Here is a 16,803-nt window from a genome sequence, read left to right on the forward strand (position 1 = left end):
TGGCTACTCGAGTGTACGGGGACGGCGCTGCGCCGTCCCCGTTTTCGTTTCGGACAGGCGCGCGCGATAGAATTCGGTTTTTCCGATAGCGATATTCTTGATAATAAATTTGCGAATGCCGTAAAACTTTGGCTCAATGGAGACCGGGAACACAATCACAAACGGGAGAACGACCATGAAGACCTTCTTGAAGTCCACGACCGCTCTCATGCTTGGCCTGTCCGTCTCTGGACAGGCGATGGCCGCCGAAATGCTCAAGGAAATCGGACCTGGCGAAGGCGAAGTCTCGATCGTCGCTTGGGCCGGCTATGTCGAGCGCGGCGAGACCGACAAGAACTACGACTGGGTGACCGCTTTCGAAAAGGAGACCGGCTGCAAGGTTTCCGTCAAGACCGCCGCCACCTCCGACGAAATGGTCACCCTGATGAACCAGGGCGGCTTCGACCTCGTCACCGCCTCGGGCGACGCCTCGCTCCGCCTCATTGCCGGCGGCAAGGTGCAGCCGATCAATGTCGATCTGATCAAGAGCTGGTCGACCGTCGACGATCGACTCAAGGATGCGCCCTGGCACACGGTGGACGGCGCCCATTACGGCACGCCCTACCAGTGGGGCCCGAATGTGCTGATGTACAACACCAAGGTGTTCGGCGATAAGGCGCCGAAGAGCTGGTCGGTGGTGTTCGAGGAACAGAACCTGCCCGACGGCAAGACCAACAAGGGTCGCGTCCAGGCCTTCGACGGCCCGATCTACATTGCCGACGCTGCGCTCTACCTCAAGGCGCACAAGCCGGAACTCGGCATCAAGGATCCCTACGAGCTCAATGAAGAGCAATATGCCGCCGCGATTGCGCTCCTCAAGGGCCAGCGCTCGCTGATCGGCCGCTACTGGCACGACGCCATGGTGCAGATCGACGACTTCAAGAACGAAGGCGTCGTGGCGTCCGGTTCCTGGCCGTTCCAGGTCAACCTGCTGGCAGCGGACAATCAGCCCGTCGCCTCCGTCTTCCCCGAGGAAGGCGCGACCGGCTGGGCCGACACCACCATGCTGCATGCCGAAGCGGCGCATCCCAACTGCGCCTATATGTGGATGGAGCATTCGCTGTCGCCCAAGGTGCAGGGCGATCTCGCCGCCTGGTTCGGCTCGGTGCCTTCAGTTCCGGCCGCCTGCAAGGGCAATGCGCTGCTGACCGACGAAGGTTGCGCCACCAACGGCTTCGACAACTTCGAGAAGATCAGCTTCTGGAAGACGCCGACCGCAAAATGCGCCTCGCAGGACGCCTGCGTCCCCTATAGCCGCTGGACCTCGGACTATATCGAAGTGATGGGCGGCCAGTAATCCGCCCTCTCCCGCCGCCTCGCCGGCGGAGCGCCCTATTCCTCCGCCCCTTGCCGGGGCGGAGCAAGCGCAGGGCATGGCCGGCAAGGCCGCATTCCTTTCTATGACGGAGACTTCACTATGGTAGCGGCTGTATCCTTCCGCGCCGTGTCGCGCCATTTCGGCAGCGTCAAGGCGGTCGACGGGGTCGATCTCGACATTGCCGAGGGCGAATTCTTCGCCATGCTCGGCCCCTCCGGTTCAGGCAAGACCACATGTCTCCGACTGGTGGCCGGCTTCGAACAGCCGACCGGCGGCGAAATTTCCATCTTCGGCGAAAGCGCCAACGGCGTCCCGCCCTGGAAGCGTCAGGTCAACACCGTCTTCCAGGACTATGCGCTCTTCCCGCATATGACGATCCTCGACAATGTCGCCTATGGCTTGATGGTCAAGGGCGTCGACAAGGCGACGCGGCTGCGCGAAGCCGAAAAAGCGCTGGAGCTCGTGAAACTCGGCGGCTATGGCGCCCGCAAGACCGGCCAGCTCTCCGGCGGCCAGCGCCAGCGCGTGGCGCTCGCCCGCGCGCTCGTCAACAAGCCGAAGGTGCTGCTGCTCGACGAGCCGCTCGGCGCGCTGGATCTCAAGCTGCGTGAGGCCATGCAGGAAGAGTTGAAGGCGCTGCAGAAGAGCCTCGGCATCACCTTCATTTTCGTCACCCATGACCAGGGCGAAGCGCTGTCCATGGCCGATCGCGTCGCCGTGTTCAACAATGGCGGCATCGTCCAGGCCGGCACGCCCGAGGACATCTACCAGCGGCCCAAGGTGAAATTCGTCGCCGATTTCGTCGGCTCTTCCAATCTCCTGCCGCCGGCGACGACGGAGAAGCTGATCGGCCAGCGCCGCTGGTCGAGCCTGAGGCCCGAAATGATCGGCCTCGGCGACGCCGGCGTCGACCATGGCGTCCTCTCCGGCCGCCTCGCCAACCGCGCCTTTCTCGGCTCGGTGACCCGCATCGCGGTGGACACTGGCGATGTCAGGCTGCACGCCAATCTCGCCCCGGGCGCCGTCGTGCCGGGCGAAGGCGAAGCAGTGACGCTCAGCTTCCCGAAATCCGCCCTTCACCTTCTGGATGACGCGGCATGACCGGCGCGGCTGTCTCTCCATCCCAAGACGGAATGATCGGCAGGGCGACGGCGACGCTGTGGCGGCGGCCCAAGCTCTTGCTCGCGTTGATGCTCGCCCCGCCGCTGCTCTGGCTCGGCGTCATCTATATCGGCTCGCTGCTCACGCTGCTGCTGCAGAGTTTCTTCTCGCTCGACGATTTCACCGGCCAAGTGAAATACGAGCTGACGCTCTCGACCTATAAGGAACTGACCCGCGCCTCCAACATCGACATCATCCTCCGCACGGTGACGATGGCGGCGCTGGTGACCATCGCCTCGGCCATCATCGCCTTCCCGATCGCCTACTTCGCGGCGCGTTACGCCAAGGGCAAATGGAAGGCGCTGTTCTATCTCGGCGTGATGCTGCCGCTGTGGTCATCTTATCTGGTCAAGATCTACGCCTGGAAGATGATCCTCGCCAAGGAAGGCATCATAAGTTGGGCGCTCGAGAAGATCGGCCTGAGCTTTCTGCTCGACGCCTATCTGGCTTTGCCCGTGGTCGGCGGAACATCGCTGTCGATCAGCTTTACCGGCACGTTTCTAGTCTTTGTGTATATCTGGCTGCCCTATATGATCCTGCCGATCCAGGCGGCGCTCGAGCGCGTGCCGGGCAATCTGATCGAAGCCTCCTATGATCTCGGCGCGGCGCCGGGCAAGACCTTCCGCCATGTGCTGCTTCCGCTCGCTTTGCCCGGCATCGTCGCAGGCTCGATCTTCACCTTTTCGCTCACGCTCGGCGATTACATCATTCCCGGCATCATCGGCTCGTCCAGGCTGTTCATCGGCCAGGCGGTCTACACCCAGCAGGGCACGGCCGGAAACATTCCGCTCGCCGCCGCCTTCTCCGTCGTGCCGATCGTAATCATGGGAATCTATCTCTGGGTCGCCAAGAAGAAGGGAGCATTCGATGCGCTCTGATCGTCTCAACGCGGCCCCTGCCGGCCTCAAGATCGCCGCCGGCGCCGGCCTGCTCTTCCTGCAGCTTCCGATCCTGCTGATCTTCGTCTACGCGTTCACGACCGAAGAGAAGAGCTTCAAATGGCCGCCGCCGGGCTTCACCCTGCAATGGCTCGGCAAGGCCTGGGACCGGCCCGACGTCTGGGCGGCGCTGACGCTGTCGGTGCAGGTGGCGGCGATCGCCACGGCCATCGCGCTGGTGCTCGGCACGCTCTGCGCCGCTGCCGTGTCGCGGGCGAATTTCTTCGGCAAGGAGGCGATCTCGCTGCTCGTCATCCTGCCGATCGCCCTGCCCGGCATCGTCACCGGCATCGCGCTTCGCTCCGCCTTCGGCATCATGGAGATCCCCTTCTCCTTCTGGACCATCGTGCTGGGCCACGCCACATTCTGCGTCGTCGTGGTCTACAACAATGCCGTCGCCCGCTTCCGCCGCCTGTCGGGCTCGCTGATCGAGGCGTCCTACGATCTCGGCGCCAATTCCTTCCAGACCTTCCGCTATGTCATCCTGCCGAATATCGGCACGGCGCTGATGGCGGGCGGCATGCTGGCTTTCGCTTTGTCCTTTGACGAGGTGATCGTCACCACCTTCACCGCCGGCCAGCAGGAGACGCTGCCGATCTGGATGCTCGAAGAACTTATTCGTCCGCGCGAGCGGCCGGTCACCAATGTCGTCGCCATGTTCGTGGTGCTGGTGACATTCCTGCCCATCCTGGGCGCCTATTACCTGACCCGCGACGGCGCAGAAACCGCCGGCGCCGGCAAATAACCCGGCAATCAAGAGGGAGAACATCATGGATACCGAATTGCTGATCGGCGGAAAGTTCGAAGCCGGCACCGAGACGGAGGAGCAGATCCTCAACCCGCGCACCGGCGAAACCATCGTCGCCATTCCCGAGGCCTCGACCGCCCAGATCGACGCCGCCGTCGACGCGGCCGACAAGGCCTTCACGACATGGTCCGAGACGACGCCAGCCCAGCGCGCGTCCTATCTCCTCAAGATCGCCGACGCCATCGAGGCCGACGCGCTCGGCTTCGCCACACTCGAATCGCTGAATTGCGGCAAGCCGATCAATGCGGCGCTGAACGACGAGATCCCGGCCATCGGCGATTGCTTCCGCTTCTTCGCCGGCGCTGTCCGCAGCCAGCATGGCCCCGTGGCCGGCGAATATCTGCCCGGCTTCACCTCGATGATCCGCCGCGACCCGATCGGCGTCGTCGGCTCCATCGCGCCGTGGAACTATCCGCTGATGATGACCGCCTGGAAGCTCGCGCCCGCGCTCGCCGCCGGCAACACAGTGGTGTTCAAGCCCTCCGAGCAGACGCCGCTGACGGCGCTGAAGCTCGCCAAGGTATTGGCCGATATTCTCCCGGAAGGCGTGGTCAATGTCGTGCTCGGCCGCGGCGAAACCACCGGCAACCACCTCATAAACCACCCCAAGATCAAGATGGTGTCGATCACCGGCGATGTCGCCACCGGCAAGAAAGTGCTGGTCGCCGCCTCCAAGACGGTCAAGCGCACGCATCTGGAACTGGGCGGCAAGGCCCCGGTGATCATCTATGACGACGCCGATATCGACGCCGCCGTCGGCGCCATCAAGATCTTCGGCTACTACAATGCCGGCCAGGATTGCACCGCCGCCTGCCGCATCTATGCGCATGAGAAGATCTACGACAAATTCGTCGCCGATCTCGCCAGCGCCGTCTCCTCGATCAAGTACAATCTCGCCGACGACACCGAAAACGAGATCGGCCCGCTGATCTCCAAGCGCCAGCGCGACCGCGTCGCGAGCTTCGTCGAGCGCGCCGCCGAACTCGGCCATATGGAGATCGCCGCCGGCGGCAAGCTCGGCTCGGACCAAGGCTTCTTCTACCAGCCGACCGTGGTCGCCGGCGCGCGCCAGGATGACGAAATCGTCCGCCGCGAAGTGTTCGGTCCGGTCGTTTCCGTCACCCGCTTCGGCGGCGACGACGATGTGGTCGCCTGGGCCAACGACAGCGATTACGGCCTCGCCTCCTCCGTCTGGACCAAGGACGTCTCCAAGGCGCTGAAAGCGACCGCCAAGCTGCAATATGGCTGCACCTGGGTGAACACCCATTTCATGCTGACCAACGAAATGCCGCATGGCGGCGTCAAGCAATCCGGCTACGGCAAGGATATGTCGATGTATGCGCTTGAGGATTACACCGCCGTCCGCCATGTTATGATCGCTCACTGATCACAGCAGATCTCCCCGCATCCGCGCGGGGAGATCCCTTCCGCGGAGGCTCCCATGCCCGATCTTGCCGAGACCATGCGCGTGTTCGAGCCCTATCCGGGGCTTTTTGCATTTTATGACGGCCGCATCGCCGGCAAGCGGCTGCATTCGCAAGAAGAAAACTGGCTCGACGACGGCGCCTATGGACTGGGCATCGCGGCCTATGCGCTGGTCGACGGGACCGAGGCCATCGTCTATGACAGCCACACCAGTCTCGACCACGCCCGCTTCATGCGGCGGTATCTGGAAAACATGGGCGTGACCTCGATCCGTCTCGTGCTCAGCCACTGGCACACCGATCATGTCGCCGGCAACGAGGTCTTTTCAAATTGCGAGATCATCGCGCTCGGATTGACGGCGCAGGCCATGGAAGAGCATCGCGAGGAGTTGGAAGGCGGCTCGCCGCCGATTTCGCCGCTGGTGATGCCGACGCGCCTGTTCGACACGCGGCTCAACCTGACGCTGGGCGCCCGCCGCATCGAATTGCATCACTTCGACATTCACAGCGCCGATGGTTGCGTGCTGTGGCTGCCGGATGAAGGCCTGCTTCTGGCCGGCGACACGTTGGAAGACACCGTCACTTATGTCTCCGAGCCCGAGCATATCGACACGCATATCGCAGAACTGGCGCGCATGTCCCTATGGCCGATCCGCCGCATCCTGCCCAATCACGGCGATCCCAGGCGCATCGCCGAGGGCGGCTACAAGAAGGGCTTGATCGACGCCAACCGCGCCTATCTCGAACGGCTGATCGATCCGCTCGACCGCCGCATCGCGGCTTCGTCGCCGCTGGTCGATTTCGTCGCCGAGGATTGCGCCCGCGGCGCTATCGTCTATTTCGGGCCCTACGAGGCGGTCCACCGCCGCAATGTCGAGGCGGTGGAGAAGGTTCACGGCTGAGGTTTAGAGCAATCCGCGTGCGGCGAGATTGGCCATCAGGGCGCGGACGCCGAAAGTCCAGGGCTTGCATTCCGTCGACAGCCGGACGGTGTTGGTCAGGCTGCCGAGCTCGGGATTGGCGATGGTCACGACGTCGCCGAGCTTGTGGGTGAAGCCCTGGCCCTTGTGGTCGCGATCCTCGACAGGCGCGAACAGCGTGCCCATGAACAGCATGAAGCCATCCGGATATTGATGATGCCGGCCGATGGTCTGGCTGACGAGATCGAGCGGGTCGCGGCTGATCTCCTTCATCGAGCTCTTGCCGTCGAGCACATAACCGTCCTCGCCTTCCACCCGCAGCGTCAGGTCGGCATTGCGGACATGGTCGATCGTGTAAGTGGCGTCGAACAGACGGATGAACGGGCCGATCGAGCAGGATGCGTTGTTGTCCTTGGCCTTGCCGAGCAGCAGCGCCGAACGGCCTTCGACATCGCGCAGATTGACGTCATTGCCCAGCGTCGCGCCCTGCACCACGCCCTTGGAGTTGACCGCTAGCACGACTTCCGGCTCGGGATTGTTCCATTTGGAAATTGGATGCAGGCCGACCTCGGCGCCATAGCCGACAGAGGCCATCGGCTGCGCCTTGCTGAACACTTCGGCATCCGGGCCGATGCCAACTTCGAGATATTGCGACCAGACGCCTTCCTCGATCAGCGCCGCCTTGACCTTCATCGCCTCGTCCGAGCCGGCCTTCAGATTGCGGAGGCTGTCGCCGATGATCGACGTGACGCGTTCGCGGATCTTTTCGGCCAGCGCCGGATTGCCCGCCGCCTTCTCCTCGATCACACGCTCGACCATCGAACGGGCGAAGGTCACGCCGCAAGCCTTGACCGCCTGGAGATCGCAGGGCGCGAGAAGCAGGCCGCGACTGGCTGCATCCTCCAGCGACATCACCGGCGTCCCCGGATTGGCGGAAAGCCAGGCGACGGGATCGTCCATTTCCAGGAGATCGCGCATGGTCGGCGCCGCCTTCGAGGTCACGTCATGCAGCATGCCGTCGCGGAGAACCACGAGCGCCGGGCCATCGGCCGCTTCCAGCCAGATCCGCCCGACGAATGTTCCGCTCGCGAAATGTTTCGCAGTCAAATTCACAATCCTCACTCCCTGACGTCTCAGCGCCGCTTGAACACAGGCTGGCGCTTTTCCTTGAAGGCGGCGCGGCCCTCGGTCGCGTCAGCCGTGGCGAAGCAGATGGTCTGCAAATCGCGCTCATATTCGATAGCCTTTTCGACCGGCATGGAAAAGGCCGCTTTCAGATTGACCTTGGCCGTTTCCGCCGCGATCGGCGCCCGCGCAGCGATGGTTTTCGCCAGCGCCCTCGCCCGCGTCATCAATTCCGCCTGGCTCACGACTTCGCTGACGAGGCCCCAGCCGAGCGCGCGCTCGGCGCTGACCGGATCGCCGGTCATGATCATCAGCGCCGCGTTCGACGGGCCGACGGCATGGGCGAGATGAACGGCCATGCCGCCGCCGCCGATCCAGCCGAGCTTGATTTCCGGCGCGGCGAACTGGGCGTTGTCGGAGGCCAGCCGGATATCGCAGGACATCGCCGTCTCCAGCCCGCCGCCGAAGGCGTAGCCGTTGACGGCGGCGATCGAGGGCTTCAGCAGCGCCCTGATGGCGTCGCAGTAGTCCGGCCGGTTGCGAAACTGCCAGGGCGTTTCATACGCATCGAGCTCGCGGATATCGGAGCCGGCGCAAAAGGCGCGCGCTCGCCGGCGCCGGTGACGATGACGCAGCGGATCGTGTCGCTGTCATTGCATTCGGTCACCGCCGCCACGATGGCGTCTGCCATTTCGGGCGTCACCGCGTTGAGCTTCTGCGGACGATTGAGGGTGATGACGGCGATGTCGTCCTCGATCTCAAACAGGACGTCTTCAGTCATGGCGCGTAATCCTTTTCAGGCGCATGCTTTACAAACAGCGCATTCAGCGCGGCGATGGCGGCTTTTCCGTTGGTTTTGTTGGCGAAACAGTCGCGCAACAGCGCCGAGGCTTCGGTCTGGAAGCGGATATAGCCGTTGAAACGCGGCCGGACATAGGCGCTATCGAGCGTTGCGGCCGTGTTGCGATAGAACTGGCCCCAGCGCCCATTCACCGCCTCGTCGCTCCAGGCCGACCGGCGCGACGGCTGGCCCTCATGGTCGGGAATGAAGCGCGTCTGCGCCTCCTCTCCCATCAACCAAGTAAGATGTTCGACAAGCTCCGGCGTCACCTCGCAACGGCGGGACACGGCGATGCCGGTGCCGCCCAATGTCGATCCGGGCCGTACGCCGAGGCTCGCCACCGGCGCGTTATGAAAGCCGAGCGCGCGGCCGGCGTTCGGAGCGGCGTAATTGACATAGCCATAGATCAGCGGACACAACGCGACATCGTCATGCGCCGCCATATGGCCGAGAATGCCGATGGGATTGAGGCCGCGCGCGGATGCTGGGCTGCGGCTCGCGAGAAGGCTCATGAGATCATAGACGATCAATCCCGTTTCTTCCGTCACCAACTGGTGACCTTTGCGGCCGGCCTCTTCGCCATAGGCGGAGGCGATCGACAGGAAGCTTAGAATCGCATGCGGTCCCGCCAGCGACAGCGCCACCTTGCCGCCGGACCAGGAGAGATCCACCACCTCTTTCCAGGTCCGCGGCGGCTCATCCACGAGGTCGGGCCTGATCGCCATCACCTGCGTTGCGGCGTCCAACGGCAGCGCCCAGGTCTTTTCCTGGTAATGGTAACTCTCGAGGCACGGACCGATCGTCGCCGCGCCGATTTCCTCCAGCGCCACCGCGCCGAAAACCTCCTCCAGCGGACGCAGGCAGGTCTCCGCTACGGCCTCGCCGACATGGGGATGATCGAGCACAACGAGGTCGTAACGTGCGCAGAGATCGGCGATCGGATGGGATTCGAAGCCTTCGAGCGGCTGCTTGTCCCAGACGATGTCGACCAGTCCCTCGGCGCGCGCCTTATCCGCCGCGGCCGCCAAGGCGTTGTAACCCCGGGGATGATCCCAGGTCAGGGCGTGATAGCGCTTCATCACTGCATCACCCATCCGCCATCGACATTCAGCGTCTGGCCGGTGATGAAGCCGGCCCCGTCCGAGGCCAGGAACATCAGCGCATTGGCGATGTCGGCGGGCGAGCCGCGCCGTTTCACCGCCTGGTGATCGAGCACGTGGCGCGTATAGCCTTCGGGATCCGGATGGATCTTTTCGGCGTCGGTCGGAAAGGCGCCGGGGAAATCGCGTTGACGGTCACCCCATACGGGCCGAATTCCCGAGCCCAGGCGCGGGCTAGGCCCACCAGCGCGCCCTTGGATTGAACGTAAGGCGACAGCATCGCCCAGCCGCCGTAAAGGGTGATCGAGGCGATGTTGATGATCCGCCCCCATTGCCGCGCCTTCATGTGTGGCAGCGCCGATTGCACGCAGACGATCGCGGCGTCGACATTGACGCGCTGGACCAGCTGATGCTCCTCGATCGTGTAATCCTCGAAGGGCTTGGAGGGGTAGATCGCGGCGTTGTTGATCACCACGTCGAAACCGCCATGCTTCTCCTGCAGAAAATCGAGTTCGCGCTTCAGCCCAGAGAGATCGGCGAGATCGAAATCGCGCACCAGCAGCCGTTCGGCGTGATGCGCCTTGGCCGCCTCTTCCAGCGCCGCCATCTTGGCGGCGTCACGGTCGATCACCACAACGCGCGCCCCGGCGTCGAGGAAATGCATCGTCGTCTCGAGCCCCAGACCGCCGGCCCCGCCGGTATAGAGAATGGTCTTGCCGTTCATGTCGATCATGCGCGGCCTCCGATCGGCAGATGGTTTCCGGAAGGCAGCGGATAGTCCTCATCGGGCTGCGCGGCGATGGCGCGGATCCGGCCTTCGCTGGCCGCGATTTCCTCGGCGCTGGTGAGAATGCTGAAGGTGGATTGATAGGCGCGCTCGTCGCCATTTTCCAGCCAGATCAACTCGCCTTTCTCCCTCGCATAGCCCTTACCGAGCACGTGATTTGTGGAAGGCTCGATCCCCAGGGCATATTGTCCGGCTTGCAGGTTCTGCCATTCATATTGACAGGGAAACTGGTCCTTGCGCGTCGTCACCTGAAAGCCGAGGCCGAGCGCGTCGTTGACCAGCGCCACCGGAACTTCGCCTGCGGCGTCGGCGCCCAGTTCATGCTGCCAGACCTGCTCGTGAAAGCCCAGTTGCGGAGCGGGCATCGTGCGGTAACCGGCGGATTGCTTGCGGAAATCGTCGCCCGCATGCGCCGCCCAGACCACGTCCCTGATCGGCGCGATGTAACGCGAGCCCTCGGCCAGAACCGGATGCCCGACATTGATGTGATAGCAATACATATGCGGCGTGCGATAGAAGCCGCGATTGACGACCCGGTCGGAAATTCGGATATCGTTGGTTCCGGCGGTGATCTCGATGCGGCGGATGAGTTCCAGGTGTTCGCCGAAGACGGCGCCCTGGATCACCGAACCCTCGCACCACAACACCAACTCGTCACCGTCCCAGCGCTCGCCGTAACCGGTGAGCTTGCCCGGGATCGTGCCGATGCGGCCGTGAATGGAGTGGCTGACGGTCTTGCGCGGGCCGTAGACATAGTGATCCGCCGGCTCGTCATGCATGAACAGGATATGGTCGAGCCCGCAGGTCACCATCAGGCCGGAGAAGGAGCGCAGCCAGGCGAGCCCGCCCTCGCCTTCATATTCATGCAGGCCAGGATGGCGAAACCCGGCCGGCGAATGCCAACCCACCGCCATGCCGCGATAGTCGCAATCGGCGATGTCGAAGGCGCGGTCGATGAGCACGGTGAAGCGCAGCCCGGTGCCGCTGCGAAATTCCAGCATTCGGATGCCGCGTTCGACGCCGTCGCCCAGCGTCATCAGCCGCACGCCGGCGAATTGCCCAAACGATCCCGCATGCGCCGCGAGGTCACGGCGTGACCGCTGGCCGCCATAAAGTTCAACCATGTCTGCATTTCCTTCTTGTCTGTCGCCCTGGTCGGAGGCGACCGGCCGGATCGTCTCCGGCCGGTCCTGTCACTGATCAGAGACCTTGGGCCCTGAGCTTGCCGTCTAGGAATTTCTTGGCGCGCGGCACGTCCGATTCTTCAAGATGTTCGATAATCATCGGAATATTCGGATGCTTGCGCGAAAGAAGCTTCAGGTAAAGATCGTAGTTCAACGATCCCATGCCGGGAGCCGGCAGTTCGATCTCGCCGACGCCGCGGAAGGTGTGGCTTTCCAGCGCGTCCTCGTCACCGATATCGGCATGCTTTTCCGACTTGTCGTCGCCGGAGCGCTTGACGTCCTTGGCGTGGCCGATCTTGATCTTGTCCTGCAGCGTGTCGAACACCTGGTGAAGGATCTCGTCCATGCGATCGATATTGTGGGTCTCGAAATAGTTGGTCGGGTCCATCAGCAGTCCGAGGCCGGGATGATCGACCTGGGCGAACATCTTCACCGTCTCTTCGACAGAGCCGACGACATTGTTCACATAGGTTTCGAGCAGGAAGACGGCGCCGTGATCGTAAGCGAACTGCGACAGATCGGCGATGACCTTGCGGCACTCCTCGAAGCCTTCCTCCGTCTTGTTCTTGGGGTGATGCACCCAGTCGGATTCGGTGTTGAAGGTGCCGGTTTCGGAAATCACATAGGGCGTGCCGAGATATTGCGCATGCGCGATGATCTCCTTGAGATAGCCCACGCGCTTTTCGCGCTCTGCCTTGTCGGGATGGATAATGTTGGTGTAGCCCGAAATGCAGCAGATCGGCAGATTGTGATCGCGGAACGTCTCGCGGATCGTCACGCATTTGTCCTTGGTGATCTGCCCGGCCGACAGGTCGATGTCCTTGAAATGCATGTCGAGCTGGACGGTGTTGAAGCCGATGTCGCGGATCTTCTTGGCGGTTTCGTCGAGGCCGTAGGGGAAATAGCCGGTGAAAATACCTGTTTGCATCATGATGGTGATCCTCCCTTTTCTGATGGTCAGTCGATTGAGATTTCGGCGAGCTTGACGGCCCGGCCTTCATCCATGGAGCGATAGCCGGCTTCGACCAGCGCCATGGTTTTCACATTGTCGGCGACGTTGAGCGCCGGTGGTTCTCCGGTTTTGACGGCGTATTGCAGTTGCTCCATCACGCCGATAAAGGCGTGCGGGAACCACATCGTGTCCCAGGTCGGGGTCACCCATTGGCCGCCGGTGGTGGTCTTCGAGGCGTAGGTCAGCGTCGAGGCCGAACCGTCGGGCCAGCCGATCGTGCCTTGGGCTACGCCATCCGTGCCTTCGACACGCCATTTGATGTAGAAGTCACTGTCGAAGCCTTCTTCGCGCGGACCGGCCCAGACATCCTCCATCGACACCGCCAGCACATTATCGGGGAACTTGATGGTGGAGACGGTGATGCCGTCCTTATGGGCGAATTGCGTGCGCGGGTCGGATCGCGTCGCGGTGTAGATTTCTTCCGGGTCGCCAAACAGGAAGCGCAGCACGTCGAGATGATGGACGCTCATATTGGCGAGCGTCAGCCGGTCCAGACCTTCGAGGAATGTCTGCCAATGCGGGATGGCGCGCATGTCGATCGTGGCCAGCACCACCTTGCCGAGTTCGCCCTTGTCGAGGATCTGCTTGAGCACCCGCATCGACTGGTCGTAGCGCATGTTCTGGTTGACCGAGAGGATCTTGCCGGCGGCTTTCGCCTCGTCGCGCAGCTTGCGCGCCTCGTCGAGCGACAGCGCTAAGGGCTTCTGCGCCAGGATCGCCTTGATATGCGGCTCCTTCAGCGCCGCGCGGATCAGCGCCGGCTGCTGGTCGGGCGGATAGGCGATGTCGAGGATCTCGACATCGGTATCCTTGATCAGCGCTTCCGGCGTGTCGTGTACCTTGGGAATACCCCAACGGCTGGCGACGCCTTCGGCGCGGGATTTAGTCCGCGAAGCGATGGCCGCCACTTGAAAGCCGGCTTCCTTGTAAGCGGCCAGATGGCATTCGGCCATGATCATGCCGGCGCCGATCGCGCCGATCCTGTAGTCTTTGACCCGGACCTCCACATCCGGTTTGAAACCCTTGGCGTCAGCCATGTTCTCCTCCCATCATGCGCCGGCGGGGGCGAGCGAGCGCCCGTCCGGACCAAAAAGTGAATGCGGCGCGGGTCGCAGCTGAGTGCGACGGCGCTGTCGATTTCGATGCTGGGTTGGCCGCGCAACAGGGCCCGCAAACGGCCCTCCCCGACGGCAAATGTCACCACCGTGTAGCCGCCGAGCGGCTCGACCTCGAAGACCCTGGCCGGGCGGCCGGGTTTCTCGTTGCTCCAGGGTTCGGGACGCAGGTCCTCGGGCCGAATGCCGACGCTCGACGCGGCAGGCGGCGCGAGCCCGGCGAGAGCGATGGCGCCGGAGGCTGCGGAACCGGCTTCGATCGGCAGGATGTTCATCGCCGGCGAGCCGAGCAGGCGCGCGACATAATCGCTGGCCGGCCGGTCATAGATCTCCGAGGGCGCGCCCATCTGGCGGATCGCGCCGTTCTCCATGATCGCCATGCGGTCGGCGATCGACATCGCCTCTTCCTGGTCATGGGTGACATAGAGGAGCGTGTGGCCGAGTTCGCGCTGGATACGTTTCAGCTCGACGCGGGTCTCTTCGCGCAGCCGCGCATCGAGCGCCGAAATCGGATCGTCCATCAGATAGGCGGCGGGATCGCGCACCAGCGCACGGGCGATGGCGACGCGCTGGCGTTCGCCGCCGGAGAGCTGCGCCGGCGGCTTGTGCAGGAGATGGCCGATATGGAGCTTCGCCGCCACCGCCGCCACGCGCGCCTTGATCTTGTCTTCCGGCACGCGCCGCTCGACCAGCGGAAGGCGGACATTCTCCTCCGCCGACATATGCGGAAACAGCGCCAGGTTCTGGAACACCATGGCGACATTGCGCTCGGCCGGAGACAGCGCATTGGCGAGTTTGCCGCCGATCAGAATCTCTCCCGCATCCGGCGCCTCCAGCCCGAGGATGAGCTTCAGGATGGTCGATTTGCCAGACAGCGGCGGCCCGAAGAAGCAGAAAAACTCGTTGTCGGCGATCTCGAAGGAGACATTGTCGACCGCGACCGTATTGCCGAACCGCTTGGTGACATTGCGAAATGCGATGCTGGCCATGATCACGCCTCCCTGATTGCGAGACCGGTCTCGCCGTCGAACAGGCGAACCGAACCGGGATTGACCGTAAGCCGCGCCGTCTGGCCGACTTCGAAACCGGCGTCGTTGCCGAGCACGAGCTTGATCACGGCGCCCTCGCCTCCCAGATGGACGATGGTGCGCGAGCCGATCCGCTCGACGAAGAACACCGGCAAGCCCGATGACGACGCCTCGAGTTGCGCCTGTTCCGGCCGGAAGCCATAACTGACGTTGCGGGTCCTGCCCGCTTTCGCCGCTCGCGCCAGAGACGGCTCCAGCGCCTCCGAAAGGCCAAAGGCGCCAAGATCGACATGCAGCGCATCGGCGCGGTCGACGAGTTCGCCGCGGATCAGGTTCATGCCCGGCGATCCCAGAAAGCCGGCGACGAACGTGCTGCTCGGATTGTTGTAGACATCGACGGGCGAACCGCTCTGCAGCAGCACGCCATGATCCATCACCGCGATCCGGTCGGCCATGGTCATGGCTTCCAGCTGGTCGTGGGTGACATAGACCATGGTCTGTTTGAACTGGCGTTGGAGATGTTTGAGTTCTGTGCGCATCACCGCGCGGAACGCGGCGTCGACATTCGACAAGGGCTCGTCGAGCAGGAAAATCGCCGGCTCGACGATCGCCGAACGGCCGATCGCCAGCCGCTGCAGGATGTTGACCGATAGTTTCGCCGAAGGCTGCGTCAGCAACGGCCCCAATTGCAGGAACTCGGCCATCTGCTTGACGCGACGGTCGATCTCCGCCGCCGGCAGCTTGCGCATGCGCAAGCCGTAAGCGAGATTGTCGTAGACGCTCATATGGGTGAAGATCGCATAATTCTGGAACACGAAGCCTACGCCGCGCCGGCCCATAGCGACGCCGTTCATGTCGCGATCGTCGAACAGGATGGAGCCGCTGGTCGGGTCTTCCATGCCGGCGATCATGTTCATCGTCGTCGACTTGCCGCAGCCGGAAGGACCGAGCAGCGCGACGAACTCGCCGTCCTCGATCTTCAGGTCCATGGTCTTCAGCGCCTGGAATGCGCCGAAACTCTTGGTCAATTGCTTGAGGTGAATGGAGGTCATGCCGCGCTCCCCACGTTGCGCGCCCGGTTCATGCGCGAGATGGCGAAATTGGCGGCGACCGACAGCACGATCAGGATGGCGAGCGCGATGGCCGCGACATAGCCCCAGATCAGATCGTTCTGGGTGACCTTGTAGATGTAGACGGAGATGGTTTCGGTCGCGACGCCGGGGCCGCCGCCGGTCATGATGTAGAGCGTGTCAAAGATCTTGAAGTTCTCGATCACCCGGATCGCCAGCGCGATGATGATGATCGTCTTCATCTTCGGCAGGATGATGGTGCGGAATTTCTGCGGCCAGGAGGCGCCGAGCAATGTGGCCGCCTTCAGCTGGTCATCAGGCACGCCGGCGAGGCCCGCCAGCAGGATCAAAAACATCAGCGGCGTCCATTGCCAGATGTCGGCGATCATCACCGCCACCAGCGCCCATTGCGGGCTCGACAGCCAGGCGAGCGAAAAAGGCTGGCCGATGAGGCTTGAGATAATGTCGTTCACCGGCCCGCCCGACTGGAACAGCATGAAGAACATGTAGCCGGCGACTGCGGGCACCACCATCATCGGCATCAGCATGATCGAATAGAACAGCCGCTTGCCCCTGAAATCATCCATGAACAGCAGCGCCAGCCCGAAGCCGAGCAGGAATTCCGCCGGCACGCAGACGGCCATCACCAGAAGCGTGCGGCCGACCGCATCCCAGAAGCGCGTGTCGATGGCGAGATCGGTGTAGTTGGCGAAGGTGTTCCAGCTTTCCCAGGCCATCCACCAGGGCACGCCATCGAGCGGCGACCAATCGGTGAGGCTGATATAGAGCTGCATCAACAGCGGAAAGACGGAGATGAACAGGACGAGGATCTGCGCGGGCAGCGTCAGGCGGAAGCCCAGCCGGCCGCTTTCGACGTCCTTGCGGGTGGTGTCGGTGGTCTTCATGGCGATGAGGTCCGTCGAGGAAGCGAGC

15 protein-coding genes and 2 pseudogenes are annotated in these 16,803 nt (G+C 63.1%); 6 read left to right on the forward strand and 11 right to left on the reverse strand.

From position 1 onward, the window contains the following. Positions 1-3: 3 nt before the first annotated feature. Positions 4-177 carry a hypothetical protein gene (locus tag H2O14_RS02110; protein ID WP_210275395.1) on the reverse strand — a complete coding sequence of 58 codons (174 nt, stop codon included), beginning with the start codon at positions 175-177 and terminating at the stop codon, positions 4-6. Between H2O14_RS02110 and H2O14_RS02115 the strand changes: the two genes are divergently transcribed. The 6 genes from H2O14_RS02115 (at position 176) to H2O14_RS02140 (ending at position 6,590) form a co-directional block, all read left to right on the forward strand. Next, on the forward strand, positions 176-1,336 hold the full coding sequence (locus H2O14_RS02115) for an ABC transporter substrate-binding protein (protein ID WP_182826333.1): 1,161 nt from the start codon (positions 176-178) through the stop codon (positions 1,334-1,336). The two genes, H2O14_RS02110 and H2O14_RS02115, sit on opposite strands and share 2 nt — an antisense overlap. Before the next feature lie 120 nt (positions 1,337-1,456). Then, positions 1,457-2,458, forward strand: a complete 1,002-nt coding sequence (locus H2O14_RS02120; protein ID WP_182826334.1) for an ABC transporter ATP-binding protein — start codon at positions 1,457-1,459, stop codon at positions 2,456-2,458. A gap of 32 nt (positions 2,459-2,490) precedes the next feature. After that, positions 2,491-3,396: an ABC transporter permease gene (locus tag H2O14_RS02125; protein ID WP_246697502.1), complete on the forward strand. Its 906-nt coding sequence runs from the start codon at positions 2,491-2,493 to the stop codon at positions 3,394-3,396. Next, the gene (locus H2O14_RS02130) at positions 3,386-4,201 is read left to right on the forward strand and encodes an ABC transporter permease (RefSeq protein WP_182826336.1); all 816 of its coding nucleotides are present in this window, start codon (positions 3,386-3,388) and stop codon (positions 4,199-4,201) included. The genes H2O14_RS02125 and H2O14_RS02130 overlap by 11 nt, the downstream gene beginning before the upstream one ends. Positions 4,202-4,226: 25 nt before the next feature. Then, positions 4,227-5,651, forward strand: coding sequence for a gamma-aminobutyraldehyde dehydrogenase (locus H2O14_RS02135; protein ID WP_182826337.1), 1,425 nt, complete (start codon positions 4,227-4,229; stop codon positions 5,649-5,651). A gap of 54 nt (positions 5,652-5,705) precedes the next feature. After that, complete coding sequence (locus H2O14_RS02140) at positions 5,706-6,590, forward strand: MBL fold metallo-hydrolase (RefSeq protein ID WP_182826338.1); 885 nt, start codon at positions 5,706-5,708, stop codon at positions 6,588-6,590. A gap of 3 nt (positions 6,591-6,593) precedes the next feature. On the opposite strand, the gene H2O14_RS02145 is transcribed toward H2O14_RS02140, so the two are convergent. The 10 genes and pseudogenes from H2O14_RS02145 to H2O14_RS02190 form a co-directional block, all read right to left on the reverse strand. Further along, positions 6,594-7,715 (reverse strand): fumarylacetoacetate hydrolase family protein, encoded by a 1,122-nt coding sequence (locus tag H2O14_RS02145; protein ID WP_182826339.1) that lies wholly within the window; start codon positions 7,713-7,715, stop codon positions 6,594-6,596. A gap of 26 nt (positions 7,716-7,741) precedes the next feature. Beyond that, positions 7,742-8,514 (reverse strand): annotated as a pseudogene (locus H2O14_RS02150) (enoyl-CoA hydratase/isomerase family protein). After that, a complete protein-coding gene (locus H2O14_RS02155) occupies positions 8,511-9,668 on the reverse strand; it encodes an ABC transporter substrate-binding protein (RefSeq protein ID WP_246697272.1) in 1,158 nt (385 codons plus the stop codon). Before H2O14_RS02155 ends, H2O14_RS02150 begins: the two are co-directional and overlap by 4 nt. Then, a pseudogene (locus H2O14_RS02160) lies at positions 9,653-10,407 on the reverse strand (SDR family NAD(P)-dependent oxidoreductase). Before H2O14_RS02160 ends, H2O14_RS02155 begins: the two are co-directional and overlap by 16 nt. Then, entirely contained in the window at positions 10,404-11,585 is a 1,182-nt protein-coding gene (locus H2O14_RS02165) for an aldose 1-epimerase family protein (RefSeq protein ID WP_182826340.1), read from the reverse strand. The pseudogene H2O14_RS02160 and the gene H2O14_RS02165 overlap by 4 nt, the downstream one beginning before the upstream one ends. 76 nt (positions 11,586-11,661) lie before the next feature. Further along, on the reverse strand, positions 11,662-12,576 hold the full coding sequence (locus H2O14_RS02170) for a sugar phosphate isomerase/epimerase family protein (RefSeq protein ID WP_182826341.1): 915 nt from the start codon (positions 12,574-12,576) through the stop codon (positions 11,662-11,664). 26 nt (positions 12,577-12,602) lie between these two features. Continuing rightward, complete coding sequence (locus tag H2O14_RS02175; RefSeq protein ID WP_182826342.1) at positions 12,603-13,694, reverse strand: Gfo/Idh/MocA family protein; 1,092 nt, start codon at positions 13,692-13,694, stop codon at positions 12,603-12,605. Beyond that, the gene (locus H2O14_RS02180) at positions 13,613-14,761 is read right to left on the reverse strand and encodes an ABC transporter ATP-binding protein (RefSeq protein WP_182826343.1); all 1,149 of its coding nucleotides are present in this window, start codon (positions 14,759-14,761) and stop codon (positions 13,613-13,615) included. Before H2O14_RS02180 ends, H2O14_RS02175 begins: the two co-directional genes overlap by 82 nt. A gap of 2 nt (positions 14,762-14,763) precedes the next feature. After that, positions 14,764-15,852 (reverse strand): ABC transporter ATP-binding protein, encoded by a 1,089-nt coding sequence (locus H2O14_RS02185; RefSeq protein WP_182826344.1) that lies wholly within the window; start codon positions 15,850-15,852, stop codon positions 14,764-14,766. After that, positions 15,849-16,775: a carbohydrate ABC transporter permease gene (locus tag H2O14_RS02190; RefSeq protein WP_246697504.1), complete on the reverse strand. Its 927-nt coding sequence runs from the start codon at positions 16,773-16,775 to the stop codon at positions 15,849-15,851. Before H2O14_RS02190 ends, H2O14_RS02185 begins: the two co-directional genes overlap by 4 nt. Positions 16,776-16,803 lie beyond the last annotated feature (28 nt).

The organism is Rhizobium sp. G21 (genome assembly GCF_014158035.1).
Taxonomy (GTDB): domain Bacteria; phylum Pseudomonadota; class Alphaproteobacteria; order Rhizobiales; family Rhizobiaceae; genus Rhizobium_E.